The following is a 17358-nucleotide window of genomic DNA, read 5'->3' on the forward strand; positions in this document are numbered from 1 at the left end:
GGTTCCTGGCTCGCGTGGAAGTCGGCAAAGGTGTTGGTCACCAGCTCGCCGCCGAAGACGCTCTTGTAAAACTCCATGGCTTCACGGGCGTTGTTGCGGAAGCTCAGATATGGATTGAGGCGGGTCGTCATGATGGATTCTCCAGGGTTATGGGGGCGGTCATGGAAGTACCGGGCCATGCTAACAGCGGGTCACTGCTTGGCAACAGGGGGACTTCGCGGGGCAGTCCGCCATTCGATCACCACGCGTCGAGAGCTGAACGGATCCGTGTGGAGGCAGTCCGTGGCGCAGGGTCCGCCGCCCGATACCGGGTTCGGTGCAAAGCTCCTGACTTTTTGTCCGGACTACGGCTAGGCCGGGTCGTTCGCTGGCAGGGTCGCCGGGCTGGTCGGGGCTGGTTTGATCAGGTAGCCGATGCTCCGAAGGGTGTGGATCATCGGCGAACCGGCGGCGCTGATCTTCCGGCGCAAATAGGAGATCTACAGCTCGACGTTACTGCCGCCCCGGTCGAGATTGCCCGGCCATACCTGCGTCACGATTTCGTCTTCGCGGACGACGGTCCCGGGGTTCTCCATCAGAAGCTGCAGGACCGGGCACTGTGTTTTCGTCAGCGGGACCTGGCAGTCGCCTCTACGGGCAAGCAGCCATCGGGGACGGAGCGTCAGGTCCCCGACGGTGAGCTCGGGATCAAGGGCCACGGCGCTGGCGTTGCGGTGAGCCAGCGCAGGCGCAACGCCACGTCCGCTGTCGTGAAGGGTCCGGTCAGATTGTCGTCCCGATCCGGGTGCCGCCGGCGAGCCGAACAGCAAGGGCAAGTTCGCGGGCCATGTCCACTGCCACACCCTGGTCCGGGCGAATGATCAGGACGGGACCGTGTGGTGCGGCTGGGTCGGCCGGACCGGGATGGGCACAGGTGGCGGGAAATGTGCGGCGGGAAGACATGGGGCGCATTTTCCATTGTGTGGATGGGCGATGTCCGGGGCGTTTCCGTGGCATTTCCCGTGAGCCGGGCCTTGGAGGATGGTGTGTGGCGGCTGGCGGTTTAGAGGAGTCCGGCCTGGGTCATGAGGTCGGTGACTTTGGTGCTGTTGAGTTTCGCGGGGTCGATGGCCGGGGCCTGGAGTTGGTTGAGGGGGGTCAGCTTGGGGTTGGCGGGGACGTCGCTGCCGACGGTGTATTCGAAGGAGTCGCCGCCCTGCAGGACCTGCTGGCCGGTTGTACCGGTGATGAAGTTCAGGAACTGCTGGGCCTGGGCTTGTTTTTTGCTGGAGGCCAGGACAGCGCCGCCGGAGACGCTGACGAACTCGCCGGGGTCCTGGTTCTTGAAGTAGTGAAGCTCAACGTTTTTGCTGTTCTCTCCGGTCTGGGCCTGGTCCACAAAGGAGTAGTAGTGGTAGAGGATGCCGGCGTCGACCTCGCCGGAGTTGACGGCCGCGAGGACGGGCGTGTCGTCTTTGTAGGCTTTGACGTTCGTTTTGGCCGCTTCCAGCCATGCCCGGGTGGCGTCTTCGCCCTTGAGCTCGAGCATGGCGCTGATGATCGCCTGGAAGTCCGCGCCGCCGGTGGAGGCCCCGATCCGTCCCTTCCAGGCCGGGTCTCCCAGGTCCATCAGGGATTTCGGGAGCTGGTCCGGGGTGAGTTTGGTTTTGTTGTAGGCCAGCACGGTGGAGCGGGCGGCGATGCCGGTCCAGTCTCCGGTGGAGGGCCGGTACCCGGACGGGACCTGGCTGAGCGTGGCCTGGTCGACCGGGGCGAGGAGGCCTGCGCCGCCGATGCGGACCATGGCGGGGGAGTTTTCGGTGAGGAAGACGTCCGCGGGGGAGTTCTTGCCTTCCTCGCTGAGCTGGTTGCTCATCTCCAGGTCATCCCCGTTGCGGAGGGTGACTTTGATGCCTGTTTCCCTGGTGAACGCGGCCACCCAGGCGGTGGTGAGATTTTCGTGCTGGGCGTTGTAGACAACGATCCCGTCCCCGACGGAACCCGAAGCGCCGGGAGCCGGGCTGCCGCCGCAGGCCGAGAGTGCCAGCAGCGCGGCCGTGGCGGCGGCGGCGGTTTTGATGCGGAGCTTCATCGGGGGCCTTTCATAGACCCCATTCCGGGGAGGAAAGGGGCGGGGTCACGGCAGAAACACGGATCCGGCCCAATCAGGCAGGCCTGAAACCGGACACGAATTTAGTAGGTAAGGCTCACCTAAGATATTCCATGGACGTCAGTTTTGCGAATTAGGGTATGGATTTGTGTCGCAATCCGGCGGTGACCGTTCCGGTGCAGGACCCCGTGAAGCGGGTGGGAGGTTTTGAAGGATGCGCCCGCCACGCACCGTTGACGGCAGGCGGCGGCCGGGTTTAGCGTGATTTCATCATCTGATGAATTGTTGACCATTGGAGGTCATGGTGTCCCGCGTCGCTACTGACAACACAGCCCGCAGGGGCCAGGATGGCATACCCGATTCTGCCGGGGCCCCGGCCGTCGAAGCTTCGAACCTGCAGATCTCAAGGGGCCGCACTCAGATCCTGCGGGGCCTGGACTTCACCATTGAGCCCGGCCGCATCACTGGGCTGCTCGGGCCGTCCGGCAGCGGAAAGACCACCTTGATGCGCGCCATCGTGGGGGTTCAGAAAATCACCGGCGGGTGCATCCGCGTGCTCGGGAAGCCGGCCGGCGAGCCCTCCTTGAGGCGCGAGGTCGGATATGTCACCCAGGCGGCCAGCGTCTACACGGACCTGAGCGTGGAAGCCAATGTCAGGTACTTCGCGGCTATGTACGGCGCGACGGCGGGCGACACCGCCGAGGCAATTGCCGCCGTCGGGCTTGAACAGTTCGCCCGGCAGAAGACGGCAGACCTGTCCGGTGGACAGCTCAGCCGGGTGTCACTCGCCTGCGCGCTCGTCTCGTATCCGAAGCTGCTCGTCCTGGATGAACCGACGGTCGGCCTTGACCCGGTCTTGCGAGCCGAGTTGTGGCAGCGCTTTGCTGTTATGGCCGAGGCAGGAACCACACTGTTGGTGTCCAGCCACGTTATGGAGGAAGCCTCGCATTGTTCGTCCCTGCTGCTGTTGCGGGACGGACTGCTGCTGGCGCAGCTCACTCCCGCCGAGCTCGCCGGGCGGGGCCGCAGCAGCGACCTCGAACAGGCGTTCCTGCGCATGATCCAGGACGCAGAGGCCGGCCCGGACCCAGGCTCGGGGGCACAGGAAGGACAGGCGGCACGATGAACCCGCGGATGATGCTGGCCACGACGGCCCGTGTGCTGGACCAACTGCGTCACGACCACCGCAGCATGGCGCTGATCATGGTGGTACCTGCGCTGTTGCTGACCGCCGTCTATTTCCTGTTCGAGAACGAGACCCTGTCCTCCGGGTTCCCACGGACCTTCGATCGCGTAGGTCTAATGATGCTGGCCATCTTCCCGTTTGTGGTCATGTTCCTGGTCACCTCCATCACGATGCTGCGCGAGCGGACGTCCGGGACGTTGGAGCGGCTGCTGACCACGCCCATCCACAAGGCCGATCTCCTGTTCGGCTATGCCCTGGCTTTCTCCATCATGGCGGCGCTGCAATCGGTCGTGGCCACCGCCGTGGCGTACTGGGTCTTCGGCCTCGACATCAAGGGTGGCCCCGGGCTGGTGGTCATGATCGCCGTCATCAACGCCGTGCTGGGCGTGGCCCTGGGACTGCTGTGCTCCGCGTTTGCCCGCACGGAGTTCCAGGCTGTGCAGTTCATGCCCGTGGTGGTGATACCGCAAATCCTGCTGTGCGGGCTCTTCGTGGCCCGGGAGCGGATGAACGAGGTCCTCGAGGCGATCTCCAACGTACTGCCGCTGACGTTCTCGGTGGATGCGCTCCAGGAGATCGCGGGCCATGTCGAAGCCACGTCCGCAATGTGGCAGGACACGACCGTCATGACGTCCGTCGTGTTCGGGGTTCTGGTGCTGGCGTCGCTGACATTGCGGCGGCGGACCTCGTGAGCGGCGGCCTTCGGCCGCTTCGGCGGGGGAGGCGGAGCGGCGGAACGGAGTCGAGGGAGCAGATCCTGGCCGCGGCCCGGCTGTTGTTTTCCGAAAACGGCTTCGACGGCACCAGCCTGCGGCAAGTGGCCCGTGAAGCCCAAGTCGACCCGGCCATGGTCCACCACTTCTTCAAGGGCAAGGACGAGCTCTTCGCCTTGAGCGTGGAACTTCCCGCTGACCCGGACGAAGTCCTGGCCGGAGTGGAAGACCTGGGCCCCTCAGAGCGTGCCGAGGCAATCGTCCGGGCTGTGCTGCGCCTCTGGGAAGGCCCCGCCCGTCACGGAATATTGGCCTTCATCCGCGGCACTATCGGCTCGACGGCCAAGACCGCGCTTCTACGCGAAATGCTCGCCCGGACCATCCTGTCCCGAATCATGACCGGAGTGCCGGGGCCGGCGGAGGAAGTCACTATGCGCGGAAACCTGATCGCCACCCAGATGGCGGGACTGATGCTGGTGCGGTATGTGGTGCGTCTGGAGCCGCTGGCGTCGGCTCCGCCCGAGGACGTGGTGCGGATGGTTGCCCCGAACGTCCAGCGCTATCTCACGGGTAATTTGGATGACACACCACCCGGGTAGCTTGCAGCTGTGGTCGCCAGGCCGACGCGGGATGGCCCGGCCAGGCCGTAAACGGGCCAGATGCGCCGGCCGGACCAGCGGGGGACCGATGGTCGTGCCCGGGCACGCCAAAGCCTGACCGTCCCATCGCGGGACGGTCAGGCTTCGGGATGCACCTTCGTGCACCAACGGCGGTGATGTTCTCCGCACCACGCACGCCCAAACAGTCTCCCGCGGATTTCACTCCAAGGCCCCGGGGACACGGAAACGTTCCGGATACGGCGCGGGATCGGCTCAACGTTCTCGCCCGGTATTGTTCCTGTCTTTGGTGTCAACGTCCGGCCCGGCGGCTGTCGGGCGCCCGGTCGGGGCGCCGACCCGGTGGCTGCGCCCAGGCCTGGCGGGACCGGTGCGCATCCGGGACCGGCACAGAAGACCGGGGGGCGCAGCTAAGCCCCGCTACGGACCGGAGGCGGTGGCCGGTAGTGGGGCTTAGCCGTTGTGGCGGTCCATCCGCGTGCTGGGGGGATGCGGATGAACTCCGGTCACCGTAGCGGACGTAGCGCGGGGGGTCAAAGGGGCGGTTGCCGGGTCAATCGCCGGGCAGGCGTTTAGCGTGGTGGGAAGGCGCCGCGACTCGGACTGTCTGCGGCACGGCCGATCATCCCGTGCACAGCGGAGCCTCGCCGGGGATGTCGGAGGTTTACCGGCGGCCGGACCGGGCGGTATCGGCCGGCTGGCCCGGGGGCAATCGTTCCTGTTCGGGGGGTGCCGGCCGCGGATGGCCGCCAGTCGAACGCTGTGCGGGTGTCCGGTGAGGCACCCGGCCCGGGCCGGACTCCGCCTCCCGTGCGTCGAACGTGGGAGGCGGAGCCCGGCGTGCCGGGGCCGGTTGCGGGGTGTCTGGGGTTATTTGGCGGGGGTGACGGTTGCTTCGTAGGTGAGGATTTCGGTTCCGTTGCCTTCGTCGCCGTTGTCGGGGGCGGTCTTCATGGTGAGGTGGTTGCCGTCGGCGGTCATTTTGAACGGGTTGCGGGTTGCGACGTGCCCGGCGGTGGACCACTGCTGGAAGGGAACGTCGCGGAGCACGTTGTGGGATTTGAGGTCGATCAACGCGATGCCGCCGAGTTCGTAGGTGGCACCGGTGCCTCCGGCTGCCGGGGTCTGCGGGAGGTTGGTGATCCCGGCGCAGATCATCTTGGAGCTGGGCACGTACTGGCAGTCCTGGTAGTCGATGAAGTAGTTCGGGTTTTCCCAGGTTGAGAGCTGTTTGCCCTGCAGGTCCCATTCGGCGAACCGACGCGAGCCCCAGGTGTTGCCGACCAGGTGGCCGGTCTGTTTGTCCATCACAATGCCGCCGAAGTGGTCTTTGACCTCGAACTGCTTGTGTACGTCGAGGGTGTTCGCGTCGATGCGGTAGATGATGGCGCTGCTGTCGGGCCGGTACTGGGCCACTGGGACCCAGACGTTGGTGCCGTCGAAGTCAATTCCGCCCGGGTGGTACATGTCGCCTTCGCCCAGGATGATGTCTTTTTGCAGGTTGCCGGATTTGTCCATGACGAAAAGGTGGCCTATGCCCTTGCCGGGCGTGCGGTCGAAGCCGTTCTGCGGGGCCGGGAACTTCGTGGTCGGCTCGGTGATCTGGACGGCCGAGAGGAAGATGTGGTCCTGGCTGTAGGCGATGCCTTCGGTGTGGTACGTCGGGAAGTTCAGCTTCAGCTTGGAGGTCTGCTGCCACTTGGTGTTCCGGTCAACACTGTTGAACGCGTCGGCCAGGGCAGTGTCCGTTTTGGCGTGGGCGCCGGATCCGGCATTATCGCCGCCTTGCTGGTCGTTGTTGCCGGCGGCCTGCGCGGCCACTGTGCCGCCGATAGCGGACGCGGCCAGGATGATGGCTGCGGCGGCCGTGAGGATGCCTCGGGTGCGGGTCGCGCTCATGGGGGAGCCTCTCAAAGGGTTCGGGTCTTATCACGAGCTCGCTACGTTACTTCCCGGTAATGAACGACCCGGGGCGCCGTGGTGAACAGCAGGTAGCCGGACGGCCTATAAGCGGCCGTCCAAACCCAGGCGCGCGGTAGCGCCGGTGCGCGATACACCCTGCGGGGCTAACCCGGGGCCACGCTATTCCGGATGTTCCACTGTTCGCCGGCAGCTTCATCATGTGGACGGGGTCTCCGGTGTCCAGAGGACGTGACAGTTGGATCGTACGTTGACTTCAGGACCGTTGTTCCAGGGCGGTGTCTCGGGTAAGGCCGTCCCCGTCCGGGCGCATTGCCGACCCCCAGACCGCTCTCGTCTGGGATGTGCAGGCATTTTCTGCACCGTCTGGGAGGCAGGAAAGGCATGTCTCTGTGGCGGAGACCCTATTCCCTGCCAAGCTCGCCGGAGAAGGGCGAAACCCGAAATCCCCGATAGACGCTGTTCTCGGGCGGGGGTTCCCGGTTAGATCCAGTCCCGTTTTTTGAAGGCCAGGTAGAGGAACACTGACCCGCCGGCCATGAGTGCGGTCGAGAGCCAGAGCCCGTAGTCGCTCTGGAAGCCGAAGAAGGGCAGGTTTTGCCCGAAGAAGCCGGTGACGGCGGTGGGGACGGCGATGATTGCGGCCCAGCTGGTGACCTTTTTCATGACGAGGTTCATCTGGTTTCCCTGGATGCTGATGTGGGTTTCCAGAATGGTGGTGACCAGGTCGCGGAGGGATTCTGTCCATTCGGTGGCGCGCAAAACGTGGTCGTAGACGTCCTGGAGGAAAGGCTGCATGGCGGGGCTGCAGCCGATCAGGTCATCCCGGCGCAGGAGAGTGTTGAGGACTTCGCGCATTGGCAGGACCACGCGGCGGAGGCGGACCAGGTTCTTGCGCAGTTCGAAGGTTTTCCTCTGTAGGTCGTGGTCGGGTGAGTGGTCATCGAAGAGTGACTCTTCGAGGGTGTCGATGTAGCCGTCGAGTTCCTGGACTGCGTCGAAATGCCCGTCCACGATCAGATCAAGCAGGCCCCAGAACAGGAAGGGCACCCCATGCGCAGCCAGGTCCCGCTCTGCGTCCCAGTGCGCCATCAGTTTGTCGGTGGCGAACCCGGGCCCGTGCACGGTCACCAAGGCGTTGCGCGTGACGAAGGCGGAGATTTCGGCGATGGCGAGTTCCCCGTTGCCGGGCTGGAGTCCGGCCTGGTAGGCGGAGAGGAAGAGGTGGTTGGGGTAGCGGTCCAGCTTGGGCCGCTGGAAGTCGTGGACTGCGTCCTCAACGGCGAGGCGATGAAGCCCGTAGACCGTCTCGACGCCCAGGAGGTCATCCGCGGTCGGGTCCGTGAAGTCAATCCAGAGCACGACGTCGTCCTGGCGGGCGAGTGCCTCGATTTCGTGGGCGCTGACATCGTCGCGTTCGAGTTTGCCTTCGCGGTACAGCCGGATGAATACCATCCGCCCATGGTACGGGAGCCCGCTCCGGGCTTGCCCGGCTTTGGGGACTGGACAGTCCAGGCATCGAACACCAGGATCTTGGGGGCCGGAGATGGCGAGCGTCTGGTCGAACCCGAGTTGCCCGGGGCACCGGATGTCAGCGGATTTTGAAGTGCACGGGCTCTCTTGTCTTTGCCGGATCAGGTTGGCCCATCTGCGGGCACGAATCCTCGCCACTTTACAACGACGTCCCGGGTCACCAGACCGGGGACGAGATGCTCGTCGAGGTCGGCCAAGGAAACCCCAACTAAGAGGTGCAACCCTGTCCGGCCGCCAAAGGGCGGGGTCCCTTCGTGTTGCCGGGACCGCTGGCCGGTGCATGCGTCCCGAAGAATCGAAATCAGATGCGGCCTCCCATGGCAGCATGTCGCAAAAAAACTTCCTACAGATAACCTCACCTCACGTTTGGGTCCCACTTGACAAGCGAGGTTCCGGGTTCTTACAGCGGACCGGGCCCTCACCGGCCAGAGACCGGCTCCAGGAATGTGCCGCCAACCGACATCGTCGGCTGGCGGCACAAGCACACGGATCGTCAGAAATGACTATCAATTGATCCGCAATGGTGCCGTGACCTGCGGATCAGCGCCGCCCTGCGGAGGTCAGCTCCCGCAAGGGTCGGGCCAGTTCCCCACCCGGCGCCCGGACGACAGCGTGTGAGGGTTGCGGCGCAGCACCAGCAGGAGCATCACCGCGGCGAGGGCGCCCAGTACGGCAGACTGGGGAACCATGCCGGCAAGCTGTTGCCCGTTGGCCGACTCTGCAGCCGCCAACCTGAGGGCACCCGTTTCGCGCAGACACACACCCGGAATGGAAGGCGTTGCCTTCGCCCCCGGGCCAACGACACCGGCACTCCCCGCGGCACCGGGCAGCGGGGCCACGGGAGCGCTGGCAGGGCCGGTTACCCGTGCACCATCCAGCGCACCGGATATCTCAGCGAAAATCCCGAAGCCGGCGGGCCCTGAGCCTCCGGCCGACGTGACCGGCGCCAAGATGGTAGATCCGGTCGATGGGGTCGGGGAAGTGGCACTGCTGTTCCCGCCCGGACCAGAGGAAGCGGCAGCCGCGTCATTTGCCCCGCTGCCAGTGGCAGCACTAGAGACCGGGACCGGAACCACAGCGCTACCAAAATCCAGATTTAGGCTGGCCGCAGCCTTCACGTCTCCGGCTCCGCCGTTAGCACTCACGGCGCCGAAACCCGACAGGCCGTCGGGCCCCACCGCCAAAGGTGTCCCTACGCCAACAATGGGCGCATTGGTCAGGGTGCCGGTCAGTGGTGCGCCGGTGCCCGTCAGGGACGGCGCGGCCGGGGCGTTTTCGAACGGTTCCGTTCCTTCCGTGTTGATGGTGACCGGCGCCGTAACCGGCGCATTGGCCACGGTGCCGGCCACTGGTGCACCGGTGCCCGTCAGGGACGGCGCGGCCGGGGCGTTTTCGAACGGTTCCGTTCCTTCCGTGTTGATGGTGACCGGCGCCGTAACCGGCGCATTGGCCACGGTGTCGGCCACTGGTGCACCGGTGCCCGTCAGGGACGGCGCGGCCGGGGCGTTTTCGAACGGTTCCGTTCCTTCCGTGTTGATGGTGACCGGCGCCGTAACCGGCGCATTGGTCACGGTGTCGGCCACTGGTGCACCGGTGCCCGTCAGGGACGGCGCGGCCGGGGCGTTTTCGAACGGTTCCGTTCCTTCCGTGTTGATGGTGACCGGCGAGGTAACCGGCGCATTGGCCACGGGCCCTGTGACAGGGTCGCCGGTGGCGGCAGAGGCTGCGCCGGCACCGAGCACCAGAACTCCTCCTGCGAAAAGGGCGCCGTAGAGGCCGCGTCGAACAGATGTAAGCATCATTTTGGTTCTCCTGATTGAGTCTTCGGGCACGATTGTGCCCATGGTCGCTGGCTGCCGCGAGTCGGGCAGGGGCGACCTGATCAGTCAGGTGAGGAGCCAGGTGGGAACGCCTGATTTTCAGGCAGGTTCCAGTTGTCCCGTGACGATTGGCCCGCGTCCTGGGGGTCACGGCTGTGGCCGACGTACGCCGGTTCGGCCGCTGTCTGAGAGGAAGTCCCGTCTCCGCTGCAAGAACCTGCGGCCAGACCGCTGACCTCCGGCGGCGTCAGCGGAACATGCAGCGGGTGGCCGGAACCGTTCCCGGGCGTTGAGGAGCCGCCCCCCGTCCATGTGGATACTTCCGCCGAACGCGAGTCGAGTAGCGGGGACGCGGCCCTGTCAACAGGAGTTCCCGCCCTGGACGGGGGAGTGGTAGAGGTTCTTAGAAGTTCTACTGACGGAGCGGTTCCAGCCCGGGGTGAAGGAAGAATGGTGGCATCGGCGGGCGAGTCGCTAGCCGGAAGTACGAGGGGTAAAGGCAGGTCCGGAACGACGGAGGGGTCCTCCAAGACAGCGGACGGAGGCGGAACGGGCAACCTGAGTGCCGGCAGTTCTGGAACCTGCGGCAGGGTGACAGCAGCTTCCGCGGCCACAGCATCAACGACGTCGTTGACCGCGAGCTCGGTCGTACCGACCACCGCGGGGCTCGGTACTACTACTGCTGGGACCCCGGCGACGGGCAAAGTAGGTGTCGCTCCTGCCGGACCGGTCAGTGGCAATCGGTCGGTAGGCGCCAGCGCCTGCGTTGCCCGCTGCGGTGTGATAAGCACGGATGAGGCAAGGGACGGAAGGGGGGCGCTCCCCGCGTCGGCATGAGCGGATGCAGCGTCAATGACCAGCCACGCCAGAGCAACCAACGCCGAAGTTATCAATGCGCGCAGGAAGACAGCAGTGCGGTGATGAGGTTCTGGAGCCAACCGGTTCGCCCCCTAGCGGCCGTTGCGTCCCTGACCAAACTTTCGCCCATACTAAGACCGCGTCGCCTCAGCTGTCCAGAGAAAATGCGTCGGCTGGTTGGGACGAAGCCCTCAGCGTCTGGGTCCGCAGTGTGTGCAGTGTGGGCAATGGAGCTTTCGATGCGTGAACGCAGGGCTGTCACGACGAACATCGCCACCCGCTATGGGCGGTCGGAAAGGGCTGCGAAAAGCGCGACGACGGGTTGGCGCCGCGATCATGCCCGCAAGGCGCTGCGGAGGGCGCTGGCGCTGAAGGGATTGGGCTAAGGTCCCGGGACGACTAAGAAGGAGCCGGGCTAGGGCCGGGCGGTTGTCAGTTCCTGGACTTCACGGCCGCCAGCGACCTCGGGCCCAGACCCTCACTGCGGCCCGGTCCAAGTCCGTGGCGACCATCCGTGCACTTCCTCCGCCACGATCTCCGGAGGTGAGCCACCGTTTGGGCACGCTCGGGTTACGACCGGCCCCAGGAGCTGCCTTCCCTGCGGATCCGGGCTCATAAAGGACCGGGACGCCGAAGATGCCTACCTACTCTTGGTCGAGTTCTGACCCTAAGATGAGGGCATGGAAAATTCGAACCGCTCCGGGACAGGAGAGTTCCCAGCTTTTCTGGCCGCTATCTGCGACGGCCATTTCGAGTCCGGCAACCTCGCCCTGCTCCGCGAAGAAGACCTGTAGGTCGGTACCCGCACGGGGAGGTCGAAATTCGGGTTCGGCCGCATCAAGTTGAAGGAACGCGGAGCTGCCGGCCACCTCAATTATCTCAGGACACAGGAGAAGTCAGATGACCCGGAACCCCTACGAGAACCTCCCCGCAGCGGCCTCATTCTCACTGACCAGCAGCGACCTGCGGGAGGGCGGGAAGCTGTCGATGCCGCAGGTCAGCCGCATCTTCGGCGCCGGCGGCGAAGACGTTTCCCCGCAGCTCTCCTGGAGCGGGTTCCCACCAGAGACGCGGAGCTTCGTGGTCACCATGTGCGACCCCGAAGCGCCCACGGTCACCGGTTTCTGGCACTGGGCCGTCGTGAACATTCCCGCCGACGTCACCGAACTCCCCGGAGGCGCTGGCGACGAGTCGGGCTCGGGCCTCCCGCCGGGCGCATTTCAGCTTCCGAACGACGCCAGGCTGAAACGCTACGTCGGCGCCGGGCCTCCCGAGGGCACCGGGAAACACCGCTACATCTTTGCGGTCCTCGCCCTCGCCGCCGAGAAGATCGACATTGACCCAGAGTCAACGCCTGCTTTGCTGATGTTCAACCTGTTCAACGGCACCCTTGGACGCGCCTTACTCGAGGGCTGGTACGAGAGGTAGGCCTCCTTCGGCACTCATCAGCGGTGGCTGGACGGCGCCCGTCCGCGATCGCTGGTAGCGAATGCTCCCGCCTCGTCGCATTGCCTACGGGCCTCTGGTCATTGCGATCCATCATGGCCGCCCACCTCGCGTAGGCCTGGCCGGGACCGTCCCGAACGACGGATATCGGTTGCAGTCGGCGCGGGAAACGGCGCCGACGCCGAGCTGCGTCCGTCGCAGAACGATCTAAATCCAGGCCGGGCCCTTCCGGGCCAGCCGACGCTCCTCGGAGGTATTCTTCAACAGTCCGGCCGGGTCGTTGAATGCTGGCGGCAAGCAGGCCGGTTCGGTTCCGGAGGCCCCTTCACGTCGGAGCGAAATCGCGCCCCGTCCGCGCGACCGTTTAGGCAGCCTGGTTAGGGGCCCTGGAGTGGGCAAAAATGAGGGTGTGCACAAAGTGCACACCCTGGGCTTTGGATCAGTTCGTACGGGTGCCGGACTGGGCCGGATTGCGGAGGATTTCGCGGGAGTGGCGCAAATGCAAGGGCCGGAACCCGGTTCGAGTTCCACCTCGGGCACGTGTTCTCCCTGTTCAGGGGCTTTTTGGATGTTCTTCGTGTGCACATTGTGCACGCTCTTGCCTCTGATCTGATGTTCCGGGTGTGTGGGGTCCCGGATAGACCTATTCGGTTGTGGCCACATTGCCCTCAATCAGATCCCGGCGAGCGATGGCTTCCCGGCGTCCGCTCTTCCTGACTGTGCGGGACTCGCGGGGGACTCGCGGCGGTTGACGGCGCCCCGCGCGTCTACGCCGTCGAACCGACCGGGGCTTGCCTGGACGACGCGAATGTGACCGATAAAAAATTCCCCGGCAACCCCGCCGGTCATATCGCAGCGCGGCCCCGCTCAGGGTTATCGGTGAAGTCGCCGGTTGGACCGGACTGGCGCACGGAGTGCTGCCGGGCGTGGAAAAACGTCTGGCAGCACTCCGTGCAGACGGGCGGGGCGAAATCATCAACTGAGGAGGACCTCGCTCCTTCATGGACATGGAACCTCAGCGGACCAGGCTGATGGCCTGGGATGACTATTCTAAATTGTCACTGGAGTGGAACCGGGGGTGGTTTTGGCCAATCGACGAGGTGAGGGCCTACGCTGCCGGGAACTGTCCGTGATGGGCGGCAGCCCAAGTCTGCCTGTGGTGCTAAGGGCTACTCTTGCGTGGCGGTCCGGCTTCCCTTCAGGTGCCGGGCGAAGAACCTGGCGGCGGCGTCCCCGGCGAAGTCGGGGACGCCGGTATGCCCGCCCATGTTGGCTTGCAGCGTCTTCTCCTGGGAACCGAGGGCGTCGAACAGGTCCAATGCCAGCTGCCTGTCATTTCCTTCGTCGTCCCATTGCAGCAGGACATGCAGCGGAATCCTGACCTGGCTGGCCTCCCCGAACATGGCACGGGGCACGAAGCTACCGGCGAACAGGCCGGCGGCCGCGATGCGCGGTTCGACCAGCGCGAGCCGGATGCCGATGGCGATAGGGCCGCCCGAGTAGCCGACCGGGCCATCGATATCGGGCAGTGAAAGAAGTGCGTCCAGGGTGGTCTGCCATTCCGGGACCGCTTTATTAACCAGCGGGGTGATCAGCCGGTCGACGATCTCATCGAGAGGGCCTCCGGCCGCCAGCGTCCGGCGCAGATCGGCACGGGCCTGCTTAGCGTCGGACAATCGGGGCCGGTCACCGCTACCGGGGAGCTCGATGGTGGCAGCGGCGAAGCCGTGCGCCACGGACTGCCGGGCGCGTCCTGAGAGCCGGGGGTACATCTTGTGTAGGCCGCCGGGGTGGCCGAGCAGTATTAGCGGCGCTGGAGAAGTTGGGGGCGTCCAAAGGACGCCGGGAATCCCATTGAGGGTGAATTCGCGTTCGAGGACGCCGTCTTCGTGGCGCTGTTCGGAAGTAAAGTGCATGGTCGTGCCTTTCGGGGAGTGCTCGTTGAAGGGCGCTCCCGGACGACCCTATCGTCCGACCATGACCCCCAAGGGGAGCACCCACGTCGACATGTTCACGGGTACCACCTCCTCGTTCTCTCTCACGGCCTCAGGACAGGGTAGCACCGGCTGGGGGAGCATGGTCGCCAGGACCCCTGTAGTCGTCAAATCTCTATTGGTGCGCCTGGGCCCAGCCGGTTGGGTGCTCGGCGGGGTCGAGTTGGGAGCGGCCGAGGTTGCCCCGATCCTGAGGGACCGCGGACTCTTCCGTCGTGAATACACCGGACGGACCCTGCGCGAACACTACGGGCTGCACCGACCGGCCAACGGCTTCGCGGCGGCCGCCGGGCGCAGCCAAGCCGACAACTCCGCTCCGCAGAGAGAAGCATCCTTTGTCTCTGAACGATGATCTGAACCCGGCCGCCCTGCGGGAAGCCTTCGGACATTGTCCCTCCGGGGTGGCCACCCTATGCTCGATCGTGGACGGTGCGCCGGAGGGAATCGTGGCTTCGACCTTCACCGTCGGCGTTTCACTCGATCCTCCGCTGGTGATGTTCGCCGCGCGGAACTCCTCCCGGACCTGGCCACTCATCAGGAACAGCGAACGAATCGGTGTTTCCGTCCTGGCGGCGGACCAGACGGACATCTGCCGCCAGATCGCAGCCAAATCCGTCGACCGCTTCACCGGTGTCGGGCAGAGCGCCACGTCATGCGGTGCCGTACTGCTGGACGAGGCCTCACTCTGGCTCGACTGCTCAGTGGAAAACGAGATACCAGCCGGGGACCACACCGTAGTGCTGCTCAGGGTGCACGGATACTCCACTCCGGAGAACAGTCGGGACCCACTCATCTTCCATGCCTCGGAATTCCGGAATCTGCTGGTGCCCAGCTTCGCCTAGCATCGAGTGCCCCGGGGTTTTGGCGGGATGAGTTGGGAAGCTGCCGGAATCCTTGTCCACGCCGACAGTGACACTAACCCGGGTTTGATGGTCCCGGGCACTTTCTCTCGGGGCATTTTCATAGCTGTCTCGACGCGAGCGGAGGCTTCCAACCCGGCCCCCCGCTCTGGCCGGACAGGCTGTTCAATGTGTCGAAAGGCGCTGGTGGCTCGGACCGGTTCGGGACCGGAGCGTGGTCGAATCATTCTCGCCTGCCCACGGGTGAAGTCGGGGCTCTTGCGGCCGCGCACAGCCCCAACCGGGCAGCTCCCGGATAGCCATAAGCAGTGACCCGGGGGTGGCCGATCGGTCAATGGAACCCGGCGCCGGAGCCGTCCAGGAACGTACTGGCCCGGGAGGTGCTGTAGCTGATGGGGTGCGGGGCGTACGTTGGGCGGGGAGATTGCTCCGGCGTCTGCGCCGGAAAGGGCGGCGGGACTTCCTCAGACTGCGGGGCCGGCGGGTTTGGCGGGACTGAAGGGCACGGGTAGTTGTAGTCGAGGTCTCCGGCGGTGAATTGGGTCAGCGTGATGGTCCCGCCGGGTGTGAGCGGATCGGACGCGCAGTTCGCCTGCGCGGACGCCGCCGCTCCGGGAATCCAGTTCTTGAGCCTGTTCAGGTTGCTGCCGGGACCAATGCTGCCGGCAATTTTTCCGAACTGGTAGGTGGTGGAGTAAATCCCGACGTCGGCCCCGATGCTTTGCAGGTATGCGGTCATGCCTTCCAGATCGGCCGTGTTGGCCCGGGTGTCGGGTGACCAGCTGTTTCCGGTTTCCACGTCCAGCCACCAGAGCCGGTGGGCCGGGTCGGGGACGCCGCGCAGGTTGACATCGTCGAAGGCCTTGGCGTAGCCGTACGTATAGGCACACGCCGCATTGGAGGTGCCGTCGCACATCCCATAGGGGTTGGAAACCTCCGTCCCGCCGTAGGCATTCAATGCCGGCCACCAGGAGCCGTCGGGGCCTGGATTGGCGGTGTTGACGTACACCGGAACCGGGGTCCCGGCCCCCGCGCCGACGGTGCCTGCGGCCCAGGCCAGCTGCGTGGCCAGACACGGATTCGTGGTCTCCGGCCGGCCGCCGTTCACGCCAACGACAGCGAACTGCGCGGGCATCGGAAGGTCAGCGCCGCACTGAGGCCAGGAGATGTCATTTCCCAGCGCCGCGGCATCCGGAGGAGGAGTCCCCGGAGCATCGTCTGCGGCGCTGGCCGGGCCGGCTGGCCACCCGAACAGGAGACAAGCAACGATGAGAACTTTTGCGGCTTTCATGAACGGACCCCGCTTCCGAACGAATTGCAACGGGCCAGCAGCGGCCCACTTCGAATCCTAGGAGCGCTGCCGATGACCGTCACGGGTGGTCGTTACTGGACTCAGCCGCGTGATTCCGGACCGGACACGCGTTTCTTACTTGAATCACCGGCTGCCACGTTGTTGGCGGGCCGCATCGACTAGTCAGTGCCCAACTGTGTTCACTGGCGTCCGGCCAGGTGGACGTAGCATTTTGGGCAGGGTGATGTTCGCGGGAAACAGTTCCGGAGCTACTTTTTGCCGGACTTGAGGTCGCTCACTACCTTGGCGATTCGGCGGGCGCGGGTTTCTGCCGTTCTGGCATCTGCGACCGGCTCCACGTAACGCCGCTGGCTGCTGTAGTTCAGCGTCGCATAGAAGGCCTTCGCCGCGGGGTCCGCGTCCAGGGCTGCGGCGAGGTCCTCGGGAACGTCTATGACACGCGGGTGGGTGTCCAGTTCGAGGTCCACCTCCACGGTGTCCCCGGCGGATGCACCGGTCAGTTCACGGTTGACCGCGCTGACGCCAACCATGTTCTGACCACCCATCACCGCGATGCTGCTGCGGTAACTTGTGCCGTTGATGGTCACGACCACCGGCGGCCGCCTGCCAGCCCCGAGGGCGTTGACGATATCCTCAGGGACCTCGATGCCAGCTTTGTTGCCGCTGCCCTGAATGGTCGTGGTGAATTTCATCCTCACAGTATGCATGCCACCATGACTTTCGCGAGAGGCCGTCTCGCAAGGCAAACGGTACGGGATTCAGAGGTTGCCGGCGCTGTACTTCCAACGGCAGCGGCGATCGTTGCGCCCGGTGCGGTTCCCTGCGGTTCCGTGGCTTCATGACATGCCGGTGCGGGACATCCCGGCCGGCCTGCCCGGGTGCGGACGGGATTGGGAGCACTATGGATGCGGTCTTAGTTGCTCGGAGTAGAGGACACAAGATGAACGCCATACGATACACGGCACTGATCATTCCGGCCCGGCTCGGCGAGCCCGTCCGGATTGAATCCC

16 protein-coding genes and 1 pseudogene are annotated in these 17358 nt (G+C 65.2%); 7 read left to right on the forward strand and 10 right to left on the reverse strand.

The genetic code is table 11. From position 1 onward, the window contains the following. The 4 genes and pseudogenes from AC1DCZ_RS18475 to AC1DCZ_RS18490 form a co-directional block, all read right to left on the reverse strand. A pseudogene (locus AC1DCZ_RS18475) lies at nucleotides 1–131 on the reverse strand (VOC family protein); the annotation flags it as partial. Between the two features lie 348 nt (nucleotides 132–479). Continuing rightward, on the reverse strand, nucleotides 480–698 hold the full coding sequence (locus AC1DCZ_RS18480; RefSeq protein WP_476897103.1) for a winged helix-turn-helix domain-containing protein: 219 nt from the start codon (nucleotides 696–698) through the stop codon (nucleotides 480–482). 64 nt (nucleotides 699–762) lie between these two features. Further along, nucleotides 763–942 (reverse strand): hypothetical protein, encoded by a 180-nt coding sequence (locus AC1DCZ_RS18485; RefSeq protein ID WP_476975880.1) that lies wholly within the window; start codon nucleotides 940–942, stop codon nucleotides 763–765. Nucleotides 943–1042: 100 nt separating this feature from the next. Beyond that, entirely contained in the window at nucleotides 1043–2071 is a 1029-nt protein-coding gene (locus tag AC1DCZ_RS18490; RefSeq protein WP_476975881.1) for an iron ABC transporter substrate-binding protein, read from the reverse strand. A gap of 319 nt (nucleotides 2072–2390) precedes the next feature. Between AC1DCZ_RS18490 and AC1DCZ_RS18495 the strand changes: the two genes are divergently transcribed. Genes AC1DCZ_RS18495 through AC1DCZ_RS18505 form a run of 3 tightly spaced genes read left to right on the forward strand, consistent with a single transcriptional unit; the run spans nucleotide 2391 to nucleotide 4587 of the window. Then, nucleotides 2391–3215: an ABC transporter ATP-binding protein gene (locus AC1DCZ_RS18495; protein WP_476897100.1), complete on the forward strand. Its 825-nt coding sequence runs from the start codon at nucleotides 2391–2393 to the stop codon at nucleotides 3213–3215. An 8-nt stretch (nucleotides 3216–3223) separates the two neighbouring features. Beyond that, nucleotides 3224–3967 carry an ABC transporter permease gene (locus AC1DCZ_RS18500; RefSeq protein ID WP_476975887.1) on the forward strand — a complete coding sequence of 248 codons (744 nt, stop codon included), beginning with the start codon at nucleotides 3224–3226 and terminating at the stop codon, nucleotides 3965–3967. Further along, the gene (locus AC1DCZ_RS18505) at nucleotides 3964–4587 is read left to right on the forward strand and encodes a TetR/AcrR family transcriptional regulator (RefSeq protein WP_476897099.1); all 624 of its coding nucleotides are present in this window, start codon (nucleotides 3964–3966) and stop codon (nucleotides 4585–4587) included. Before AC1DCZ_RS18500 ends, AC1DCZ_RS18505 begins: the two co-directional genes overlap by 4 nt. Nucleotides 4588–5475: 888 nt before the next feature. Here AC1DCZ_RS18505 and AC1DCZ_RS18510 read toward each other — a convergent pair. The 3 genes from AC1DCZ_RS18510 to AC1DCZ_RS18520 form a co-directional block, all read right to left on the reverse strand. Then, the gene (locus tag AC1DCZ_RS18510; RefSeq protein ID WP_476897098.1) at nucleotides 5476–6504 is read right to left on the reverse strand and encodes a DUF6454 family protein; all 1029 of its coding nucleotides are present in this window, start codon (nucleotides 6502–6504) and stop codon (nucleotides 5476–5478) included. A 504-nt stretch (nucleotides 6505–7008) separates the two neighbouring features. After that, nucleotides 7009–7980, reverse strand: coding sequence for a magnesium transporter CorA family protein (locus AC1DCZ_RS18515; RefSeq protein WP_476975882.1), 972 nt, complete (start codon nucleotides 7978–7980; stop codon nucleotides 7009–7011). Between the two features lie 638 nt (nucleotides 7981–8618). Beyond that, nucleotides 8619–9860 carry a hypothetical protein gene (locus tag AC1DCZ_RS18520; RefSeq protein WP_476975883.1) on the reverse strand — a complete coding sequence of 414 codons (1242 nt, stop codon included), beginning with the start codon at nucleotides 9858–9860 and terminating at the stop codon, nucleotides 8619–8621. A 1776-nt stretch (nucleotides 9861–11636) separates the two neighbouring features. Here AC1DCZ_RS18520 and AC1DCZ_RS18525 point away from each other — a divergent pair. Both AC1DCZ_RS18525 and AC1DCZ_RS18530 read left to right on the forward strand, forming a co-directional pair. Then, nucleotides 11637–12164, forward strand: coding sequence for a YbhB/YbcL family Raf kinase inhibitor-like protein (locus tag AC1DCZ_RS18525; protein WP_476897258.1), 528 nt, complete (start codon nucleotides 11637–11639; stop codon nucleotides 12162–12164). A 735-nt stretch (nucleotides 12165–12899) separates the two neighbouring features. Then, nucleotides 12900–13214 (forward strand): NAD(+)--rifampin ADP-ribosyltransferase, encoded by a 315-nt coding sequence (locus AC1DCZ_RS18530; protein ID WP_476897262.1) that lies wholly within the window; start codon nucleotides 12900–12902, stop codon nucleotides 13212–13214. Nucleotides 13215–13351: 137 nt separating this feature from the next. Here AC1DCZ_RS18530 and AC1DCZ_RS18535 read toward each other — a convergent pair whose 3' ends face one another. Then, on the reverse strand, nucleotides 13352–14098 hold the full coding sequence (locus tag AC1DCZ_RS18535; RefSeq protein WP_476975884.1) for a dienelactone hydrolase family protein: 747 nt from the start codon (nucleotides 14096–14098) through the stop codon (nucleotides 13352–13354). Nucleotides 14099–14159: 61 nt separating this feature from the next. Here AC1DCZ_RS18535 and AC1DCZ_RS18540 point away from each other — a divergent pair, with 61 nt between their 5' ends. Both AC1DCZ_RS18540 and AC1DCZ_RS18545 read left to right on the forward strand, forming a co-directional pair. After that, nucleotides 14160–14528, forward strand: a complete 369-nt coding sequence (locus AC1DCZ_RS18540) for a hypothetical protein (RefSeq protein WP_476897260.1) — start codon at nucleotides 14160–14162, stop codon at nucleotides 14526–14528. After that, nucleotides 14512–15018, forward strand: coding sequence for a flavin reductase family protein (locus AC1DCZ_RS18545; protein WP_476897261.1), 507 nt, complete (start codon nucleotides 14512–14514; stop codon nucleotides 15016–15018). Before AC1DCZ_RS18540 ends, AC1DCZ_RS18545 begins: the two co-directional genes overlap by 17 nt. 349 nt (nucleotides 15019–15367) lie before the next feature. Here AC1DCZ_RS18545 and AC1DCZ_RS18550 read toward each other — a convergent pair whose 3' ends face one another. After that, a complete protein-coding gene (locus AC1DCZ_RS18550) occupies nucleotides 15368–16171 on the reverse strand; it encodes a hypothetical protein (RefSeq protein ID WP_476975885.1) in 804 nt (267 codons plus the stop codon). Between the two features lie 425 nt (nucleotides 16172–16596). Beyond that, entirely contained in the window at nucleotides 16597–17040 is a 444-nt protein-coding gene (locus tag AC1DCZ_RS18555) for a DUF1905 domain-containing protein (RefSeq protein WP_476975886.1), read from the reverse strand. Between the last annotated feature and the right edge of the window lie 318 nt (nucleotides 17041–17358).

Source organism: Arthrobacter sp. 10N418, assembly GCF_056394725.1.

Excerpts from the sequence above, each read along its gene's own strand:
- AC1DCZ_RS18485 (WP_476975880.1), bottom strand. The coding sequence starts at position 942 with ATGTCTTCCCGCCGCACATTTCCCGCCACCTGTGCCCATCCCGGTCCG.
- AC1DCZ_RS18490 (WP_476975881.1), bottom strand. The coding sequence starts at position 2,071 with ATGAAGCTCCGCATCAAAACCGCCGCCGCCGCCACGGCCGCGCTGCTG.
- AC1DCZ_RS18495 (WP_476897100.1), top strand. The coding sequence starts at position 2,391 with ATGGTGTCCCGCGTCGCTACTGACAACACAGCCCGCAGGGGCCAGGAT.
- AC1DCZ_RS18500 (WP_476975887.1), top strand. The coding sequence starts at position 3,224 with ATGATGCTGGCCACGACGGCCCGTGTGCTGGACCAACTGCGTCACGAC.
- AC1DCZ_RS18510 (WP_476897098.1), bottom strand. The coding sequence starts at position 6,504 with ATGAGCGCGACCCGCACCCGAGGCATCCTCACGGCCGCCGCAGCCATC.
- AC1DCZ_RS18515 (WP_476975882.1), bottom strand. The coding sequence starts at position 7,980 with ATGGTATTCATCCGGCTGTACCGCGAAGGCAAACTCGAACGCGACGAT.
- AC1DCZ_RS18520 (WP_476975883.1), bottom strand. The coding sequence starts at position 9,860 with ATGATGCTTACATCTGTTCGACGCGGCCTCTACGGCGCCCTTTTCGCA.
- AC1DCZ_RS18525 (WP_476897258.1), top strand. The coding sequence starts at position 11,637 with ATGACCCGGAACCCCTACGAGAACCTCCCCGCAGCGGCCTCATTCTCA.
- AC1DCZ_RS18535 (WP_476975884.1), bottom strand. The coding sequence starts at position 14,098 with ATGCACTTTACTTCCGAACAGCGCCACGAAGACGGCGTCCTCGAACGC.
- AC1DCZ_RS18540 (WP_476897260.1), top strand. The coding sequence starts at position 14,160 with ATGACCCCCAAGGGGAGCACCCACGTCGACATGTTCACGGGTACCACC.
- AC1DCZ_RS18550 (WP_476975885.1), bottom strand. The coding sequence starts at position 16,171 with ATGCCCGCGCAGTTCGCTGTCGTTGGCGTGAACGGCGGCCGGCCGGAG.
- AC1DCZ_RS18555 (WP_476975886.1), bottom strand. The coding sequence starts at position 17,040 with ATGAAATTCACCACGACCATTCAGGGCAGCGGCAACAAAGCTGGCATC.